This window comes from Halomonas beimenensis (assembly GCF_002549795.1).
Lineage (GTDB): Bacteria > Pseudomonadota > Gammaproteobacteria > Pseudomonadales > Halomonadaceae > Halomonas > Halomonas beimenensis.
This window is the reverse complement of sequence record NZ_CP021435.1, coordinates 822191-839821: the sequence shown is the minus strand read 5'-3', so window position 1 is coordinate 839821 and position 17631 is coordinate 822191. Positions and strand designations below refer to the sequence as shown.

15 protein-coding genes are annotated in these 17631 nt (G+C 69.1%); 2 read left to right on the top strand and 13 right to left on the bottom strand.

The features are described 5' to 3' along the window. The first annotated feature begins 160 nt into the window (after positions 1 to 160). A complete protein-coding gene (locus tag BEI_RS03970; protein ID WP_097788292.1) occupies positions 161 to 688 on the top strand; it encodes an invasion associated locus B family protein in 528 nt (175 codons plus the stop codon). Between the two features lie 190 nt (positions 689 to 878). On the opposite strand, the gene etfB is transcribed toward BEI_RS03970, so the two are convergent. The 10 genes from etfB to BEI_RS03920 form a co-directional block, all read right to left on the bottom strand. Continuing rightward, complete coding sequence (gene etfB / locus BEI_RS03965) at positions 879 to 1682, bottom strand: electron transfer flavoprotein subunit beta (protein ID WP_097788291.1); 804 nt, start codon at positions 1680 to 1682, stop codon at positions 879 to 881. Further along, positions 1672 to 2955 carry an electron transfer flavoprotein subunit alpha gene (etfA, locus tag BEI_RS03960; protein WP_097788290.1) on the bottom strand — a complete coding sequence of 428 codons (1284 nt, stop codon included), beginning with the start codon at positions 2953 to 2955 and terminating at the stop codon, positions 1672 to 1674. Before etfA ends, etfB begins: the two co-directional genes overlap by 11 nt. Beyond that, positions 2955 to 4934, bottom strand: a complete 1980-nt coding sequence (locus BEI_RS03955; RefSeq protein WP_097788289.1) for a (Fe-S)-binding protein — start codon at positions 4932 to 4934, stop codon at positions 2955 to 2957. The genes etfA and BEI_RS03955 overlap by 1 nt, the downstream gene beginning before the upstream one ends. Before the next feature lie 262 nt (positions 4935 to 5196). After that, positions 5197 to 7269 (bottom strand): dimethylglycine demethylation protein DgcA, encoded by a 2073-nt coding sequence (gene dgcA / locus BEI_RS03950; protein WP_097788288.1) that lies wholly within the window; start codon positions 7267 to 7269, stop codon positions 5197 to 5199. A gap of 12 nt (positions 7270 to 7281) precedes the next feature. Further along, on the bottom strand, positions 7282 to 7827 hold the full coding sequence (locus tag BEI_RS03945) for a DUF5943 domain-containing protein (protein WP_097788287.1): 546 nt from the start codon (positions 7825 to 7827) through the stop codon (positions 7282 to 7284). A 153-nt stretch (positions 7828 to 7980) separates the two neighbouring features. Further along, positions 7981 to 8958 carry a dipeptidase gene (locus BEI_RS03940; protein ID WP_097788286.1) on the bottom strand — a complete coding sequence of 326 codons (978 nt, stop codon included), beginning with the start codon at positions 8956 to 8958 and terminating at the stop codon, positions 7981 to 7983. A gap of 137 nt (positions 8959 to 9095) precedes the next feature. Further along, a complete protein-coding gene (gene mtgA, locus BEI_RS03935) occupies positions 9096 to 9797 on the bottom strand; it encodes a monofunctional biosynthetic peptidoglycan transglycosylase (protein WP_097788285.1) in 702 nt (233 codons plus the stop codon). A 178-nt stretch (positions 9798 to 9975) separates the two neighbouring features. Then, on the bottom strand, positions 9976 to 11115 hold the full coding sequence (gbdR, locus tag BEI_RS03930; protein ID WP_097788284.1) for a choline metabolism transcriptional regulator GbdR: 1140 nt from the start codon (positions 11113 to 11115) through the stop codon (positions 9976 to 9978). Positions 11116 to 11396: 281 nt separating this feature from the next. After that, positions 11397 to 12254, bottom strand: coding sequence for an S-formylglutathione hydrolase (fghA, locus tag BEI_RS03925; protein ID WP_097788283.1), 858 nt, complete (start codon positions 12252 to 12254; stop codon positions 11397 to 11399). A gap of 20 nt (positions 12255 to 12274) precedes the next feature. Beyond that, positions 12275 to 13384 carry an S-(hydroxymethyl)glutathione dehydrogenase/class III alcohol dehydrogenase gene (locus BEI_RS03920; protein WP_097788282.1) on the bottom strand — a complete coding sequence of 370 codons (1110 nt, stop codon included), beginning with the start codon at positions 13382 to 13384 and terminating at the stop codon, positions 12275 to 12277. Between the two features lie 121 nt (positions 13385 to 13505). Here BEI_RS03920 and BEI_RS03915 point away from each other — a divergent pair, with 121 nt between their 5' ends. Beyond that, a complete protein-coding gene (locus BEI_RS03915) occupies positions 13506 to 14438 on the top strand; it encodes a LysR family transcriptional regulator (RefSeq protein ID WP_097788281.1) in 933 nt (310 codons plus the stop codon). A 13-nt stretch (positions 14439 to 14451) separates the two neighbouring features. On the opposite strand, the gene BEI_RS03910 is transcribed toward BEI_RS03915, so the two are convergent. The 3 genes from BEI_RS03910 to BEI_RS03900 form a co-directional block, all read right to left on the bottom strand. Next, positions 14452 to 15438: a branched-chain amino acid ABC transporter permease gene (locus tag BEI_RS03910; protein WP_097788280.1), complete on the bottom strand. Its 987-nt coding sequence runs from the start codon at positions 15436 to 15438 to the stop codon at positions 14452 to 14454. A 1-nt stretch (position 15439) separates the two neighbouring features. Further along, entirely contained in the window at positions 15440 to 16327 is an 888-nt protein-coding gene (locus tag BEI_RS03905) for a branched-chain amino acid ABC transporter permease (protein WP_097788279.1), read from the bottom strand. A 61-nt stretch (positions 16328 to 16388) separates the two neighbouring features. Next, the gene (locus tag BEI_RS03900) at positions 16389 to 17609 is read right to left on the bottom strand and encodes an ABC transporter substrate-binding protein (RefSeq protein WP_097788278.1); all 1221 of its coding nucleotides are present in this window, start codon (positions 17607 to 17609) and stop codon (positions 16389 to 16391) included. Positions 17610 to 17631: the final 22 nt, after the last annotated feature.

Here is a 17631-nt window from a genome sequence, read left to right as displayed (position 1 = left end):
TCGCCGATCCTTCGACGCCTCCCGCCAGGGGGGCGTCGTCGTTTCCGCGTCCCGCCGGGAGCCGGGGCGGACTCGACCTCGGCCGAGGTTCCAGGCATGGTGATGTCACCGGCCCGGGCCCCGGGTCCATCCGTGTTTGCCGCCAACGGAGGTGCCTTCCATGTTCAAGCGACTCGCGTCAGGCCTGACCGGCCTGCTGACCCTCATGGTCCTGGTGTCCGGCGCCCAGGCCCAGACCAGCGTCACCAGCGAGGATGCCCGCCGCGACTACCGGAGCGAGCGGTTCCAGCGCTGGGAAGTACGTTGCCCGCCGGAGGGCCAGTCCGGGCCGTGCAGCATGACCCAGTTGATCTCCGCCCCGGACGGGAACCAGCCGCTGATGCGGGTGATCATCGCCCAGCCGCCCCAGGTCGAACAGCCGATCATGACCTTCCTGCTGCCGCTCGGCGTTCGCCTGGCGCCGGGCCTGCAGCTCAGCGTGGACGGCGGCGAAGGAATCGGCTTCCCCTATCAGGTCTGCCAGCAGCCGGGGTGTCGCGCCGACCTGCCCCTGGAGCCGTCGCTGCTGCAGTCGCTGCGCGGCGGCAGCACGGCGACCCTGAGCCTGATCGGCCCCCGGGGCAACCGACGGGATCTGGACATCTCGTTGATGGGCTTCACCGCCGCCAGCGAGCGGATCACGCCCTGAGTGCCGGCCCGAGCCCCATGCAAAAAGCCCCGGTCAGTGACCGGGGCTGATTCATTGGCAGATCCAACGGATTGGGAAGACGCTGATTGATGTTGCGAGCGAAGAGAGCCTGGCTAGGTGCGTTCCCTACGAACCAACGCGCTTCCCACTTCCCTGTGGGTCGTCGAGCGCGGTCATGAATCAGGTATTCCTAGCGTAGGACGCCTTCTTCCTTCAGCAGCTTGAGGATCGCCTCGGCGCCCTGCTCCGGGGTCACGTCGGTGAGCACCTGGCCGCCGCCGCCCTCGGCCTTGGCCGCCGCGGCCTTGAAGCGATCCCGGGCCGAGGCGGCCTTGACGATCTTCAGCCGCTTGGGCCGCTTGCGGGCCGGCTGGACCTGCCAGCTTTCCCAGTCGCCGTCGAGGCTGACCGGGCCCGGGACGGCCTCCAGGGTGCCGCGCCGGGCCGGCCCGTAGGCGCTCTGACGCGGCGCCGGCGCCGCGCCGTCGACGGTGACGATCGCCGGCAGGCGCACCTTGAGGCGCCGGCGCTGCCCGCGCGGCAGGGCCTGCAACAGGGTGGCGACGCCATCCTGGACGTCTTCCACCTCGGCCAGGCCGTTGACCACCGGCCAACCCAGCCATTCGGCGAGCAGGTAGGGCAGCAGGCCCGACCCCTCGCCCTGCTCGGCCCGCTCGCCGGTGATCACCAGCTGGGGCGAGGCCTCGCTGAGCGCATCGGCCAGGGCCGGCAGGACGTCGGCACCCTCGGGTTGCTCGAGCAGGGTCAGCGCATCGAAGCCCATGCCCAGGTAGCCGCGCAGGGCCGCCTCGCTGCCCCCGTCCAGGGCGCCGGCATGGAGCAGGCGCACCTCCGGCGCCGGCAGCGCCCGAGCCAGCTCGACGCCCCGGGCGTCCTGGTCGGCGCGGCGTCCCCGCCCGGTCAGAGGATGGCGCCCGACGGAGACCAGCACGGTGATTTCCAGGGGCGCGGTCTTGCTCGGTTCAGGCCGCATGGCGCTTCTCCTCTCGTTGCCGTTCCACCAGGGCGACCAGCGCCTCGAGCACCTGGGCCGAGTCGCCGATCACCGCCAGGTCGGCGCGCTTGATCATGTCGCAGCCGGGATCCATGTTGATCGCGACCACCTTCTCGCAGGGCTGGATCCCCTGGAGATGCTGGATGGCGCCGCTGATGCCCACCGCCACGTAGACACGGGCGGTGACCCAGGTGCCGGTGGCGCCCACCTGGCGATCCCGAGGCATGAAGCCGTCGTCGACGGCCACTCGCGACGCCCCTTCCGTGGCCCCCAGGACCCTGGCGGCCCGATGGAAGCCGTCCCAGTCGCGCACGCCGTTGCCGGCGGAGAGGATGAACTCGGCCTCGGAGAGAGCCACCCCCGCCGGGTCCACGGCCACCTGGCCCAGGTCCTCGATGCGCGAGAGCTGCGCCGGCAGCGCCTGGGGCAGAGTCAGGCGCTCGGCCGCATGCCGTGTCTCGGAGACCGGCTCGGCGCACTCCGCGAGCGCCAGGGCGACCCGGGGCAAGGGCCGTTGGATGTCCAGGGTGCCCGCCGCCCCCCGGGCGGTGCAGCGCCAGCCGCTCCCGTCTTCCCCCCGGGCCTCGGCGTCGGCCTCGAGTTGCCAGACGCCGGTCGCCGGCCGCTCGCCGAGGCGGGCCGCCAGGCGCCGCCCGAGGTCGGCGCCGCCGAGCTTGGAGTCCGGTACCAGCCAGTGACGCGGGGCCCAGGCCTCTTCCACCGCCACCAGGGCGCCGAGGCGCGCCTCGGGGGCATAGCCCTCCAGCTCCGGCGCCTCGAGCTGCACCAGGCGGTCGATGCCGGCGTCGGCGAAGCCCTCCTCCTTGTGGGCGCCGAAGACCACGGCCAGTACCGCCCCGGGGGCCCGGGGATCGGCATCGGCCAGTTGCCGGGCCAGGCCCAGCAGGTCGCGATCGTGCCCGGAAAGACGGCCACCGGTCATGTCCGGCACCACCGCGACCAGGAAGGCCGGCTCGTCGATCTCGACCAGCGGCTTGCGCTCGGCGCCCGTGGTGGCACTGCCCACGCCGCCCCCGGCGCCCTGCTGGACGCCGCTGCGGTCGATGCGCTTGATGCCATGGGGGCCGGTGAAGCCCACGGCATGGGGGTTCTTGCGGACGAGACCACTCGGCCCCATCCACTCGCTGGCCGCCCCCTGGCCGAGCTCGGCCAGCACCTCCAGGTGCTGCGGATGCAGCCGGTTACGGGCGATCCACTCCTTACGGGGATCGCGGCGCTGGATCTCGCTCATCACACCACCTCCACGGCCTGGGGCCGTTGTGTCTGCGTGGCACCACCGCCGGTAGCCTGGGGCGCCTCCGCCAGGGCATCGGCGACCAGTTCGGCGATGTCCCGGACCTCGGCGCCGCCGTCCACGACCCCCTCGAGCATGGCGGTGCACTGCGGGCAGCCCACGGCCACCAGCTCGGCGCCGGTCTCGCGCACGTCGTTCATGCGCATGTCGGGAATCCGCCGCTCGCCCGGGATGTCGGTGATCGGCGCGCCGCCGCCGCCGCCACAGCAGCGCGAGCGGAAACCGGAGCGTTCCATCTCCGCGACCTCGATGCCCAGGGCCTTGAGCACGTTGCGCGGGGCCTCGTACTCGCCGTTGTAGCGGCCCAGGTAGCAGGGATCGTGATAGGTCACGCCGCCGCCCTTCCAGGGCTTGAAGTGCAGCCGCCCGGCCTCGAAGAGCTCGGCGATGTAGGTGCTGTGGTGACGGACCTCGTAGTCACCGCCCAGCTCGCCGTACTCGTTGCCGAGCACGTGGAAGCTGTGCGGGTCACAGGTGACGATGCGCGCGAAGCGGTACCTGGCCAGGGTGGCGATGTTGCGTTTCGCCAGGCTCTGGAAGGTCGCCTCGTCGCCCAGGCGCCGGGCCACGTCGCCGCTGTCGCGCTCCTCGTTGCCGAGCACGGCGAAGTCCACCCCGGCGGCGCGCAGCACCTTCACCAGGGCGCGCAGGGTGCGCTGATTGCGCATGTCGTAGGCGCCGTCGCCCAGCCACAGCAGCACCTCGGCCGCGCCGCGGTCGGCCATCAGCGGCAGCTCCAGGTCGGCGGCCCAGTGCATCCGCGCGCCGGGGTCGAAACCGCCGGGGTTGTCGGTGGCGATGAGGTTGTCGAGCACCTCGGCGCCCTTGTTGGGCGTGTTGCCGTGCTCCAGGGTCAGGAAACGACGCATGTCGACGATGGCGTCCACGTGCTCGATCATCATCGGGCACTCCTCGACGCAGGCGCGACAGGTGGTGCAGGACCACAGGGTCTCGGCGTCCACCAGGGCCTTGCCGTCACGCGCGACGATCGGCCCGTGGGGGCTGCCCTGGTGCTCGCCCACCGGCTTGCCGGGATAGGGGCTGCCCGCGTAGGCGGCGTCGCTGCCACCGGCCATGCCGACGACCATGTCCTGGATCAGCTTCTTGGGATTGAGCGGCTGGCCGGCGGCGAAGGCCGGGCACATGGCCTCGCAACGCCCGCACTGCACGCAGGCGTCGAAGCCCAGCAGCTGGTTCCAGGTGAAGTCGGCCGGCTTCTCCACCCCCAGCGGCGCCTCGGGATCGTCCAGGTCCAGGGCCTTGAGGCCGGTGGAGCGACCGCCGCCGAAGCGCTCGGGCCGGCGATGGAAGGCCAGGTGCAGGGCGCCGGCGAAGGCGTGCTTCATGGGCCCGCCCCAGGTCATGCCGAAGACCATCTCACCCAGGCCCCAGGTGACCACCGCGGCCAGCACCAGCGCCAGCAGCCAGCCGCCGCTCCCTTCGAGAAAGCCTTCGGGCAGCAGGCCGACGCTCGGCAGGGTGACGGCGAAGACGCCCAGCGAGAAGGCCATCAGGCTCTTGGGCAGGCGCATCCAGGGGCCCCGTGACAGGCGGGCCGGCGGGTTGCGCCGCCGGCGGGCGACGAACAGGCTGCCGACGAACATGCAGCCGCTGGCCGCCAGCAGCAGCCAGCCCAGCACGCCCTCGGCCAGCCCCAGCCCATGGACCAGGATCATCAGCACCGCCGCCGCGACGAAGCCGCCGGCGGTGGCCACGTGGGTGTTGGACATCACCTTGTCACGCCCCACCACGTGGTGGAGGTCCACCAGGTAGCGCCGCGGCATGGCGGCAAGCCCCTGGAGCAGGGCGACCCGGGCGGGCCGCCCCTGGCGCCAAAGGCGGACGCGCCGCCCGGCGCCGATCACCGCCACCGCGAGCGCGGCGAAGATCAGGATCGGCAGGAGGGTATCGAGCATCTCGCTCACCTCTTATCTAGAGCCGTAAGCTGTAAGCTGTAAGCTGGAAGTAATCTGGAGCGGATCAGGAAGGGGGAGCCGGGGCAGCGCCTTCAGCATTCGCCCGAGCCGAGGTGCCGCGACGCGGTCCTGACGATGGGACTCGACAGAGGCGCGGGGGCCAGGGAAGGCCCTTCCGCGCCGTGACCGCGGGTCGCAAGCCGAGGCTCGGCACTGCGAATGCGTGGCGCAAGCCGGCCCCCCTTCCATCCGATTCCTCCCGTCAGAAGTCCTTGCAGAGGCGCAGGGCGTCGTAGATCGCCGCATGGGTGTTGCGCGGCGCGGTGCAGTCACCGAGCCGGAACAGCAGCGGCCCCTCGCCTTCCTCGGCCAGGCAGGGCTGTGGCTGGATGGCGTAGAGCGCCTCCAGGTCCACCTGCCCCTTGTTGCGCGACTGGGGCTTCAGGGCGTAGTAGAGGGCCTCGTCGGGACGCACGCCATTCTCCACCACCACCTGGTCGACCACGCGCTCCTCCTGGGAGCCGGTGTACTCGTTCTCGAGCACCGCCACCAGGGAGTCGCCCTCCCGGTAGACCTTGTGCAGCATCAGGTCGGAGGTCATGATCACCTCCTTCTCGTAGAGGCTGCGGTAGTAGGTCGGGAAGGTGGTGCCGCCCACCGCGGCGCCGGGCTTGATGTCGTCGGTGACGATCTCGACCTTGGCGCCCTTGTCGGCCAGGTAATCCGCCGCCGACATGCCAGCGAACTCGCACAGGGCGTCGTAGATCAGTACGTTCTTGCCCGGCTCCACCTTGCCCTCGAGGATGTCCCAGGTGCTCACCACCAGGCTCTCCTCGGGATTCTCCGCGTACCCCCACTCCGCATGCTGCTCCAGGAAGGGGCGGCCGCCGGTGGCCAGCACCACGATGTCCGGACGCAGATCGAGGATGGTGGCCTCGTCGGCGCGGGTGCCCAGGCGCAGGTCGATGCCGAGCCGGGCCAGCTCGAGCTGATACCAGCGGGTGATGCCGGCGATCTGGTCGCGCTGCGGGGCCTTGGCGGCGATGGTGATCTGCCCGCCGAGCTGATCCGCGGCCTCGAACAGGGTCACGTCATGGCCGCGCTCGGCGGCCACCCGCGCCGCCTCCATGCCGCCGGGGCCGCCGCCGACCACCACCACCTTGCGCTTGACGCCTTCGGTGGGCTCGATGATGTGGGGCAGGCCCAGGTACTCCCGGGAGGTGGCGGCGTTCTGGATGCACAGCACATCCAGCCCCTGGTACTGGCGGTCGATGCAGTAGTTGGCGCCCACGCACTGCTTGATCTGGTCGACCTGGCCCATCTTGATCTTGGCGATCAGGTGCGGGTCGGCGATGTGCGCCCGGGTCATGCCCACCAGGTCCACGTAGCCGCCCTCGAGGATGCGCTCGGCCTGGTTGGGGTCCTTGATGTTCTGGGCGTGGATCACCGGCGCGGAGACCACCTCCTTGATGCCCGCCGCCAGGTGCAGGAAAGGCTCCGGCGGGAACGACATGTTGGGGATGACGTTGGCCAGGGTGTCGTGGGTGTCGCAGCCCGAGCCCACCACGCCGAAGAAGTCCACCTTGCCGGTGGCGTCGTAGTAGGCGGCGATCTGCTTCATGTCCTCGTGGGAGAGACCGTCCGGATGGAACTCGTCGCCGCAGATGCGCATGCCGACCACGAAGTCGTCGCCGACCTCGGCGCGAACCGCCTTGAGCACCTCCATGCCGAAGCGCATGCGATTCTCGAAGCTGCCACCCCACTGGTCGGTGCGCTTGTTGACCCGCGGGCTCCAGAACTGATCGATCAGGTGCTGGTGGACGGCGGACAGCTCGACCCCGTCCAGGCCCCCTTCCTTCGCCCGACGCGCGGCCTGGGCGAAGTCGCCGATGATCCGCCAGATCTCCTCCTCCTCGATGGTCTTGCAGGTCGAGCGGTGGACCGGCTCGCGGATGCCGGAGGGCGACAGCAGGGTCGGCCAGTCGAAGCCGTCCCAGCGAGAGCGGCGGCCCATGTGGGTGATCTGGATCATGATCTTGCCGCCGTGCTTGTGCACGGCATCCGCCAGGTTCTGGAAGTGCGGGATGATCCGGTCGGTGGACAGGTTCACCGAGCTCCACCAGGCCTGGGGGCTGTCGATGGAGACCACCGAGGAGCCGCCGCAGATGCAAAGGCCGCAGCCGCCCTTGGCCTTCTCCTCGTAGTACTTGACGTAGCGGTCGGTGGTCATGCCGCCGTCGGTCGCATGGACCTCGGCGTGGGCGGTGCTGACCACGCGGTTGCGGATGGTCAGGTTGCCGATCTGGATCGGCTGGAAGATCGCGTCGAATGCCATGGTCGTGACTCCTCAGCCCCGGTGGGTGTCGAGCGGACGGGTGACGAAGCGGCCCACGTCGCAGCCTTCCTCGGCGGCGCTCTGGGTCTGTTCGGCGACGGTGCGCAGCTGGCTGCCCCGGGCGGCGAGGATCTGGTCCATGGCCCCGGCGAACCAGCCGGTGAACATGTACTCGACGCGGCGACCCACCTTGCCCAGCTGGTAGACGAAGGCGCTGTGCTCGAGGCGCACCTGGCAGGTGCCGGCCTCCAGATCGATGGCCTCGGTGATGAACCGGCCCCAGCCGCGCTGGGACAGGCGCTTCATGTAGTGCTCGAACACCGCCTCGCCCTCGAGGCCATGCAGCTCGGCCTCCTTCTCGCACCAGTGCCAGGCGCTCTTGTAGCCGGCGTGGTAGAGGATCTCGGCATACTTCTCGGCGCCCAGCGCCTCCTCGACGGCCACGTGGTTGTTGATGAAGAAGTGGCGCGGCACGTAGAGCATGGGCAGCGCATCGGTGGTCCAGACGCCGGTCTCGGCGTCCACTTCGATGGGCAGTTCGGGGGCCATCTTGGTCACGATCGTATTCCTCGAATCTTGCTGATTGTTATGGGGCTTCGGGCTTCGGGCTTCGGGCTTCGGGCTTCGGGCTTCGGGCTTCGGGCTTCGGGCAGTCTCCGTTGCATCGAGTTACTGCCAACCGCTCGTAGCTCGTAGCTCGGGGCTCGGGGCTCACTCTCCCCAGACGTCGCGCAGCACGCGCACCCAGTTCTCGCCCATGATCTTGCGCACCTGGGGCTCGCTGAAGCCGCGGCGCAGCAGGGCCTCGGTCAGGTTGCCGAACTCGCCGATGGTGCGGATGCCCTCGGGGTTGATGATCTTGCCGAAGCGGGTTAGGCGGCGGGCGTAGCCCTTGTCATGGGTCAGCCACTCGTAGAAGGCCTGGTCATGCCCCTGGGTGAAGTCGGTGCCGATGCCGATGGCGTCCTCGCCGACGATGTTCATCACGTACTCGATGGCCTCGACGTAGTCGTCGACGGTGGCATCGACGCCGGCACGCAGGAAGGGGGTGAACATGGTCACGCCGACGAAGCCGCCATGGTCGGCGATGAACTTCAGTTCCTCGTCGGACTTGTTGCGGGGATGGTCCTTGAGCCCGGAGGGCAGGCAGTGGGAGTAGCAGACCGGCTTCCGGGAGGCCTCGATGACCTCCCGGGAGGTCTTCTCGCCGACGTGGGAGAGGTCACACATCATGCCCACGCGGTTCATCTCGGCGACGATCTCGTGACCGAAGCCGGACAGGCCGCCGTCCCGCTCGTAGCAGCCGGTGCCGACCAGGTTCTGGGTGTTGTAGCACATCTGCACGATGCCCACGCCGAGCTGCTTGAAGATCTCGACGTAGCCGATCTGATCCTCGAAGGCATGGGCGTTCTGGAAGCCGTAGATGATGCCGGTCTTGCCCTCTTCCTTGGCCCGGGTGATGTCCGCGGCGGTCCGCACCGGGCGCACCAGGTCGCTGGACTCGGCCATCAGGGCATTGTTCTTGACGATGTTGTCGACCGTGGCCTGGAAGCCTTCCCAGACGGACACGGTGCAGTTGGCGGCGGTGAGGCCGCCACGACGCATGTCCTCGAACAGCTCGCGGTTCCACTTGGCGATGATCAGGCCATCGATGACGATGGCGTCCTGGTGCAGCTCGGCAGGGGTCATGAGGGGGCTCCGTGGTGGTGCATGATCACGCCGGCAGCATATCCCCCGCCCCTGGGGACCCGGCGCCTGGAAGCGACCGGGAAAATTCCAAAAGCGTCACGGTCGTCGCGATCGCGACACGGCGGGAAACGCCGGGGTCAGAGCCGTTGCAGGTAGCTCATGCCGCCGAGATTGCGCATCTGGCCACGGATCCAGGCGCTGCGGCGAAGGACATGGGCACCGGGTCGGGAGGCGCTCCAGGCCCGGGGATTGGGCAGGATGGCGGCCAGGCGACTGGCCTGGACGAGGGAGAGGTCGGCGGCGGAGACGCCGAAGTAGTGACGGGCCGCGGCCTCCAGGCCGAACACGCCGTCGTCCCACTCGACGATGTTGAGGTAGACCTCGAGGATGCGCTCCTTGGGCCAGAGCATCTCGAGCAGCAGGGTGAACCAGGCCTCCAGCGCCTTGCGCAGCCAGCTCCGGCCGGTCCAGAGGAAAAGGTTCTTGGCGGTCTGCTGGCTGATGGTGCTGGCCCCGCGCAGGCCATCGCCGTTGAAGCTGGCCTCGACGGCTCGGCGCAGCTCGACCAGGTCGAAGCCGTGGTGGGCCGGGAAGCGCTGGTCCTCGGCGGCGATCACCGCGAGCTTGGCGGTATCGGGCAGCTCGCGCCAGGGGCGCCAGTCGTGGCGGATCTCCAGGGAACGGCCGTCTCGCCACGCCTCGACCTTGCGCTCGAGCATCACCATGGAGCCGCCCACCGGCACGACGCGGAACATCAGCACCAGCAGGACGGTCAGCCCCACCCACCCGAGCAGCGCGAGCCCCAGGGCTCGCGCCAGCCAACGTAGTCCTCTCCGCATTGCCCCCGCCTGGCGTTCCGTTGCGCACATCCCGCGATGATCGTCGGGGGGAGCGCCCCGATGCAAGCGCCTTCGCGTGCGGGCGGGCCAGGAAAGCGACCGCGACGGGCACTGGATGCGGTGAAAAGGCCCGGGGCCGGGCGCCGCCCCGGCGCGGCGTCGGCCCCGGGGGAACCGCCTAGGTGCGCAGCCTGACGCTGGCGTAGGTCGGTTCGCCGCGGGCCTGGTCCAGGGCGTTCATCGCCGCCGAGACCGGCTCGTCGGGCACCGACTCGAAGGCGGCGGACTGCAGCAGGGCGGCCGCATCCTGACCCAGCTTGACCGGCACCAGCTCCACGGCGCTGGAGCCCAGGCGTTCGTCCCGGGGCGGGATGCCGAAGTATTCCCGGTAGCACTTGGAGAAGTGCGGCGTGGAGACGAAGCCACAGGCCGAGGCCACCTCGATGATCGACATGGGCGTCTGCTTGAGCAGCTGACGGGCCCGGGTGAGGCGCAGCTTGAGGTAGTAGCGCGACGGCGAGCAGTGCAGGTTCTTCTGGAACAGCCGCTCCAGCTGGCGACGCGAGACGTTCACGTAGTCGGCCAGCTCGTCGAGGCTGATGGGCTCCTCCAGGTTGGCCTCCATCAGGGCGACGATCTCCAGCAGCCTCGGCTGGGTGGTGCCCAGCACGTGCTTGAGGGGCACCCGCTGCTGGTCCTGCTCTCCGCGCACCCGGTCGTAGATGAACATCTCGGAGATCCCCGCGGCGAGCTCGCGGCCATGGTCGCGACCGATGAGGGTCAGCATCATGTCCAGCGGCGCGGTTCCCCCGGAGGAGGTGGCCCGGTCCCGGTCGATGGAGAACAGCCGGGTGGTCAGGGCGACCTTGGGGAAGGCCTCCTGCATGGCGGCCAGGCACTCCCAATGGACGCTGGCCTCGTAGCCGTCGAGCAGCCCGGCCCGCGCCAGGGCCCAGCTGCCGGTGCACACCGAGCCCAGCCGCCGGGACTGGCGCGCCTGGGACTGCAGCCAGGCGACGTGCTCGCGCTGGACGCTGCGGTGCGGTCCGACGCCGCCGCAGACGATGATCGTGTCCAGGGCCAGCGGCACCGTGGTCGAGGCATCCGGGGTGACCTGGAGGCCGTCACTGGCCTTCACCGGTGCGCCGTCCAGGCTCAGGGTGTACCAGCGATAGAGTTCCCGTCCCGCCAGCTGGTTGGCCATGCGCAAGGGCTCGATGGCCGAGGCCAGCGAGATCAGCGTGAAGTTGTCCAACAGCAGGAAGCCCAGGGTCTGAGGGGTGGCAGCGTTACGCGAGGCCTGAGGAGCGGTGGTCATCGTCGGTACTCCAGCACGGTGGGTCTTGTCGCATTCTTTTTCTTGTCGGTCAGGAGGTCGCGCCCCCTGGCAGCGCCGCCTGTCGCGAACAGGCATGCTCAACTCGGAATGTACCCGCTGTGTCGCTCTCGGGCATGTCAAATTTGCCTATCGACGCCAGGATTCCCGGTGCATAGCGACAATGAGTCGTCCTCAGGCATGTTGATGACGCTTCGAGACACGACACAACGAGCCTCGAGCGACGCCCCTCGGAGGAGGGGCGCCGGACAGGGCGTGGCGCCTCAGCGCCGATCGTGCAGGTGCTCGGCGTGATAGCGCAGGTGATCGTCGATGAAGGTGGCGATGAAGAAGTAGCTGTGGTCGTAGCCCGGCTGTCGCCGCAGGGTCAGCGGATGATCGTGCTCGGCGCACACCGCCTCCAGGCGCTCGGGGCACAGCTGTTCATCGAGGAAGTCGTCGGCCTCGCCCTGGTCGACGAACAGCGGCTGCCGGGAGGCTCCGCGGGCCACCAGCTCGCAGGCGTCGTACTGGGTCCAGTTGCCGACGTCCTCGCCCAGGTAGCCGCCGAAGGCCTTGCGGCCCCAGGGGCACTGGCTGGGATTGACCACCGGCGCGAAGGCCGACACCGAGCGGTAGTGGCCGGGACGGCGCAGCGCCAGGATCAAGGCGCCGTGACCGCCCATGGAGTGGCCGCTGATCGACTCCCGGCCATTGACCGGGAAGTGCTGGCGGACCACCGAGGGCAACTCCTCGGCCACGTAATCGTACATCCGATAGTGATCCTTCCAGGGCGCCTCGGTGGCGTTGACGTAGAAGCCCGCCCCCGAACCGAAGTCGTAGCTGTCGTGCTCGCCGGGCAGGTCCAGCCCGCGGGGGCTGGTGTCCGGGCAGACGATGGCGATACCCAGTTCCGCCGCCAGGCGCTGGGCGCCGGCCTTCTGCATGAAGTTCTCGTCGGTGCAGGTCAGGCCGGACAGCCACCACAGCAGCGGCACCCGCTCGGTCTCGGCCTGGGGCGGCAGGTAGATGGCGAAGGTCATCTCGCAATCCAGGGCCCGGGAGCGGTGCCGATAACGCTTGTGCCAGCCACCGAAGCTACGGTTGGCCGCGACCAGCTCGAGGTGTTCGCTCATGGTCATGTCGGTCTCCTGAACGGCGCTCAGTAATGCAGCACGGTGCGGATGCTCTCACCCTTGTGGAGCAGCTCGAAGGCCTCGTTGATCTTCTCGAAGGGCATGTCATGGGTGATGAAGTCATCGATGTTGAGCTCGCCCTTCATGTAGCGATCCACGTAGCCCGGCAGCTCGGTGCGGCCCTTGACGCCGCCGAAGGCGGAGCCTTTCCAGACCCGACCGGTGACCAGCTGGAAGGGACGCGTGGAGATCTCCTCGCCGGCCCCGGCGACACCGATGATCACCGACTCGCCCCAGCCCTTGTGGCAGCATTCCAGGGCGGAGCGCATCACGTTGACGTTGCCGATGCACTCGAAGGAGTAGTCCACGCCGCCATCGGTCATGTCGACGATCACCTGCTGGATGGGGTCGGCATGATCCTTGGGGTTGACGAAGTCGGTGGCGCCGAACTGGCGGGCCAGCTCGAACTTCTCCGGATTGACGTCGATGGCGATGATGCGGCTGGCCTTGGCCATGACCGCGCCCTGGATCACCGCCAGGCCGATGGCGCCGAGGCCGAACACCGCCACGGTGGCCCCCGGCTCGACCTTGGCGGTGTTGAGCACCGCGCCGATGCCGGTGGTCACGCCGCAGCCGAGCAGGCAGATCTTGTCCAGGGGCGCCTCCTTGGAGACCACCGCCAGGGAGACCTCGGGCACCACGGTGTACTCGCTGAAGGTGGAGGTGCCCATGTAGTGATACAGCGGCTTGCCGTCCAGCGAGAAGCGGCTGGTTCCGTCGGGCATCACGCCCTGCCCCTGGGTGGCGCGCACCGCCTGGCAGAGGTTGGTCTTGCCGGAGAGGCAGAACTTGCACTTGCCGCACTCGGCGGTATACAGCGGGATGACATGATCCCCGGGACGCACGCTGGTGACGCCCTCCCCCACTTCCTCGACGATGCCCGCGCCCTCATGGCCCAGTACCGAGGGAAAGAGTCCCTCCGGGTCGGCGCCGGACAGGGTGTAGGCGTCGGTATGGCAGACGCTGGTGGCCTTGACCCGCACCAGCACCTCGCCGGCCTTGGGGCCTTGTACGTCGATTTCGGCCAGCTCGAGGGGCTTGCCCGCTTCCAGGGCGACGGCGGCGCGTGACTTCATGATCGAATCCTCTTGGATGGGTGACGGTTTCCCCACAGTCTAGGCAGGACCGCCCATTCGGATAAACTGCATCAAACGCATCACATTATTGCAACATGGCAACAATCGTTCGGGAGGTCGCATGCAACGCTGGGACAGGGTCGAGGCCTTCGTCGAGGTGGTCCGCGCCGGGGCCTTCAACGCCGCCGCCGAGAGACTCCAGGTCTCCAGCTCCCATGTCAGCCGGCTGGTCGGCCAGCTCGAGCAGCAGCTCGACACCCCCCTGCTCTACCGCACCACCCGTCGGCTCGGGCTGACCGAGGCCGGGCGGGTCTACTACCAGCACTGTCGTCACCTGGTCGAGGGGCTTCACGAGGCCGAGGCCGCGGTCAAGGACCTCCAGGAACGTCCCAGCGGGGTGCTGGGGCTGACCTGCGCCACCACCTTCGGGGAGCGTTTCATCGCGCCGCTCGTCCATGACTTCATGGCCCGCCATCCCCGCCTCGAGGTCCGCATGCACTTCACCAACCGCCGGGTGGACATCATCGACGAGGGCTTCGACATCGCCATCCGCCTGGGGGCTCTGGAGGACTCCTCGCTGATCGCCCGCCGGCTCTGCGAGCGTCGCGAGTACGTGGTCGGCTCGCCGGCCTACTTCACTCGCATCGCCCAGCCCCACAGCCTCTCCGAGCTGTCCCGGCATCGCTGCCTGGTGGGCTCGCGGGATCATTGGCGCTTCGACGTGGACGGCGTTCGCCGCGAGGTCCGGGTCGATGGCCCCTGGCGCGGCAACTCCGGTCCGGCGCTGCTCGACGCCGCCCTCAAGGGCCTGGGGCTGGCCCAGCTCCCGGACTACTACGTCGAGGAGCACCTGGCCCGGGGGGAGCTGATCAGCGTGCTCGACGCCTATCGGCATGGCGACACCGCGGTCTGGGCCGTCTACCCGCGTCACCGGCAGCGCTCGCCCAAGGTACGCCAGTTCCTCGACTTCCTGGTCGAGCACATCGCGGACAGGCTGCCGCCCCGCCATCCCCGAACGACACGGGGCGCCCCTGAGGACGCCCCGCGCTCGTGACCGGCGACCGGCCTTACTTGAAGTTCTTGCGGACGATCTTCTGGATCTCGCCGACGATGCCGCTGCGGAAGCTCAGTACGCAGATCACGAAGATCGCGCCGAGGATCACGCTCACCCAGTTGCCCAGCGGCGACTGGGCGAGCTGGGTCTGCAGGCTGACCACCAGGCCCGCGCCGACCAGGGGGCCGAAGAGGGTACCCACCCCGCCGAGCAGCGTCATCAGGATCACCTCACCGGACATGTGCCAATGGGCGTCGGTGAGCGAGGCCAGCTGGAAGACCACCGTCTTGGTGGAGCCCGCCAGGCCCGCCAGGCCCGCCGAGATCACGAAGGCCACCAGCTTGTAGGCATCGACGTTGTAGCCCAGCGAGACGGCTCGGGGCTCGTTCTCGCGGATCGCCTTGAGCACCTGGCCGAAGGGCGAGTGCACGGTACGCTGGATCAGGGCGAAGCCGAGCACGAAGACCGCGAACACGAAGTAGTACATGGCCAGGTTGCTGGAGAGGTCGATCAGGCCGAACAGCTGCCCCCGGGGCACGCCGTGCAGGCCGTCCTCGCCGCCGGTGAAGGGCGCCTGGATGTAGAAGAAGAACACCATCTGAGCCAGTGCCAGGGTGACCATGGCGAAGTAGATCCCCTGGCGGCGGATCGCCAGGGCCCCGAACACCAGTCCCAGCCCGAGGCTGGCCAGGGTCCCGGCGAGGATGCCGGTCTCCGGCGTCAGCGCCGGGTGGCTCGACAGCAGGTAGCCGGTGACGTAGCCGCCGGTGGCCAGGAAGGCCGCATGGCCGAAGGACAGCAGCCCCGCGTAGCCCAGCAGCAGGTTGAAGGCGCAGGCGAAGAGCGCGAAGCACAGGATCTTCATCAGGAAGACCGGGTAGGCGACGAAGGGCGCCACCAGGCCGATGGCCAGCAGGGCCAGGTAGAGGGCCCCGCGGCGTTGCCGGGCACGCCGGCGACGCTTCATCGAGGGCGAGAGGGTCTGGGTGGTGGCCGTCATGTCATGCCTCCTTACCGAAGAGTCCCGCGGGACGCAGCATCAGCACCAGGATCATCACCAGGAAGATCACGGTGTTGGCGGCCTCGGGGTAGTACACCTTGGTCAGCCCCTCGACCAGGCCCATGGCCAGGCCGGTGAGGATGGCACCGAGGATCGAGCCCATGCCGCCGATCACCACCACGGCGAAGACCACGATCAGCAGGCTCGAGCCCATGGTGGGCGAGACCGGGTAGAGCGGCGCGGCCAGTACCCCGGCGAAGGCGGCCAGGGCGACCCCGAAGCCGTAGGTCAGGGTGACCAGCTGGGGCACGTTGACCCCGAAGGCCTGCATCAGCGCCGGATTCTCGGTGCCGGCCCGCAGGTAGGCGCCGAGCCGGGTCCGCTCGATGACGAACCAGGTCCCCAGACACACCGCCAGCGCTGCCACCAGCACCCAGCCGCGGTAGGTGGGCAGGAACATGAAGCCCAGGTTGAGGCCGCCCTGCAGCGCCTCGGGCACCGGATAGCTGGCCCCGGAGACGCCGAAGAAGTTGATCAGGGTGCCCTCGAAGATCAGCGCCAGGCCATAGGTCAGCAGCAGGCCGTAGAGGTGATCCAGGTGGGCGATGCGGCGCAGGATGGTGCGTTCGATCACCATCCCCAGGCCGCCCACCACCAGGGGTACCAGCAGCAGGGCCAGCCAGTAGTTGATGCCCAGGTACTGCAGGCCCAGCAGGGCCGCGAAGGCGCCCAGCATGTACTGGGCGCCGTGGGCGAAGTTGATGATCTTCAGCAGGCCGAAGATCACCGCCAGCCCCAGGCTCAGCAGGGCATAGAAGGCGCCGTTGATCAGGCCCAGCATCAGCTGGCCCATGAATACTGCCAGCGGCACCCCGAATATCATCGTCATGGCAGGGTCTCCTCGCCGTCATGGAGGCGGCGGCCGCGGCCGCCGCCGGGTCGGGCTCAGCTCACTGGTTGACCAGGTCGCACTGGCTCTCGCTGAGCGGGCGATAGGCCTCCTCGGCGGGAATGGTGCTCTTGATCTCGTAGAGGTCCCACTCGCCGGTGGACTCCTCCGGCGACTTCACCTGGGCCAGGTACATGTCGTGGACCATGCGGCCGTCCTCGCGGATGCGGCCGTTGCGGGAGAAGAAGTCCTCCACCGGCATCTCCCCCATCTGGGCACGGACCACCTCGGGCTCGTCGGTGCCCGCGGCTTCCACGGCGTTTAGGTAGTGCATGGTGCTGGAGTAGACGCCGGCCTGGACCATGGTCGGCATGCGACCGACCCGCTCGAAGTAGCGCTCGGCCCATTCCCGGGACTGCTCGTCCATGTCCCAGTACCAGCCGGTGGTCAGCAGCAGGCCCTGGGTGGCCTCCAGCCCCATGGCATGGACGTCGTTGAGGAAGATCAGCAGGCCGGCGAGCTGCTGGCCGGTCTGGGTCAGGCCGAACTGGCTGGCGGTCTTGATGGCGTTGACCGTGTCGGAGCCGGCGTTGGCCAGGCCGACGATGTCGGCGCCCGAGCCCTGGGCCTGGAGGATGTAGGAGGAGAAGTCGCTGGTCGGGAAGGGATGGCGCACGCCGCCGACGACCTCGCCGCCGTTCTCCTCCACCACCTTGGTCACGTCGCCCTCCAGGGCATGGCCGAAGGCGTAGTCGGCGGTGAGCATGAACCAGGTGTCACCGCCCTGCTCGACCACCGCCTTGGCGGTGCCGTGCGCCAGGGGGTAGGTGTCGTAGACCCAGTGGATGTGGTTGGGGGTGCAGTGCTCGTTGGTGATGCTGGAGGCGGCGGAGCCGGAGATGATCGCCAGTCCGTCGTTCTCCTCGAGGACCTTGGTCACGGCGATGGACACCGAGGAGGCCACCATGCCGGCGACCAGGTCGACGTTGCGCTGGTCGATCCACTCGCGAACGGTGTTGGCCCCCACGTCGGCGCTGTTGCGATCGTCGGCGCTGAACACCTCGATGGGCACCCCGTTGACCTCGCCCCCGAAGTCCTCGACGGCCATGTTCAGGGCCTCCAGGCCGCCGGGGCCGGCCAGGTCGCGATAGGTGCCGGACATGTCGGCGAGGTAGCCGATGCGCACGGCATCGTCGCTCATCTGGGCCTGGGCGGTGCCGCCGGCCAGGGCGGTGGTGGCGACGGCGATGGCGCCGGCGAGAGTGCGCTTGTTGAAGGTCATCGTGCTCTCCATGCCCCCGGGG

What these genes read in the sequence shown, in the direction of transcription:
- BEI_RS03970 (WP_097788292.1), top strand. Translation starts at nt 161, where the DNA reads ATGTTCAAGCGACTCGCGTCAGGCCTGACCGGCCTGCTGACCCTCATG.
- etfB (WP_097788291.1), bottom strand. Translation starts at nt 1,682, where the DNA reads ATGCGGCCTGAACCGAGCAAGACCGCGCCCCTGGAAATCACCGTGCTG.
- etfA (WP_097788290.1), bottom strand. Translation starts at nt 2,955, where the DNA reads ATGAGCGAGATCCAGCGCCGCGATCCCCGTAAGGAGTGGATCGCCCGT.
- BEI_RS03955 (WP_097788289.1), bottom strand. Translation starts at nt 4,934, where the DNA reads ATGCTCGATACCCTCCTGCCGATCCTGATCTTCGCCGCGCTCGCGGTG.
- dgcA (WP_097788288.1), bottom strand. Translation starts at nt 7,269, where the DNA reads ATGGCATTCGACGCGATCTTCCAGCCGATCCAGATCGGCAACCTGACC.
- BEI_RS03940 (WP_097788286.1), bottom strand. Translation starts at nt 8,958, where the DNA reads ATGACCCCTGCCGAGCTGCACCAGGACGCCATCGTCATCGATGGCCTG.
- mtgA (WP_097788285.1), bottom strand. Translation starts at nt 9,797, where the DNA reads ATGCGGAGAGGACTACGTTGGCTGGCGCGAGCCCTGGGGCTCGCGCTG.
- gbdR (WP_097788284.1), bottom strand. Translation starts at nt 11,115, where the DNA reads ATGACCACCGCTCCTCAGGCCTCGCGTAACGCTGCCACCCCTCAGACC.
- fghA (WP_097788283.1), bottom strand. Translation starts at nt 12,254, where the DNA reads ATGACCATGAGCGAACACCTCGAGCTGGTCGCGGCCAACCGTAGCTTC.
- BEI_RS03920 (WP_097788282.1), bottom strand. Translation starts at nt 13,384, where the DNA reads ATGAAGTCACGCGCCGCCGTCGCCCTGGAAGCGGGCAAGCCCCTCGAG.
- BEI_RS03915 (WP_097788281.1), top strand. Translation starts at nt 13,506, where the DNA reads ATGCAACGCTGGGACAGGGTCGAGGCCTTCGTCGAGGTGGTCCGCGCC.
- BEI_RS03910 (WP_097788280.1), bottom strand. Translation starts at nt 15,438, where the DNA reads ATGACGGCCACCACCCAGACCCTCTCGCCCTCGATGAAGCGTCGCCGG.
- BEI_RS03905 (WP_097788279.1), bottom strand. Translation starts at nt 16,327, where the DNA reads ATGACGATGATATTCGGGGTGCCGCTGGCAGTATTCATGGGCCAGCTG.
- BEI_RS03900 (WP_097788278.1), bottom strand. Translation starts at nt 17,609, where the DNA reads ATGACCTTCAACAAGCGCACTCTCGCCGGCGCCATCGCCGTCGCCACC.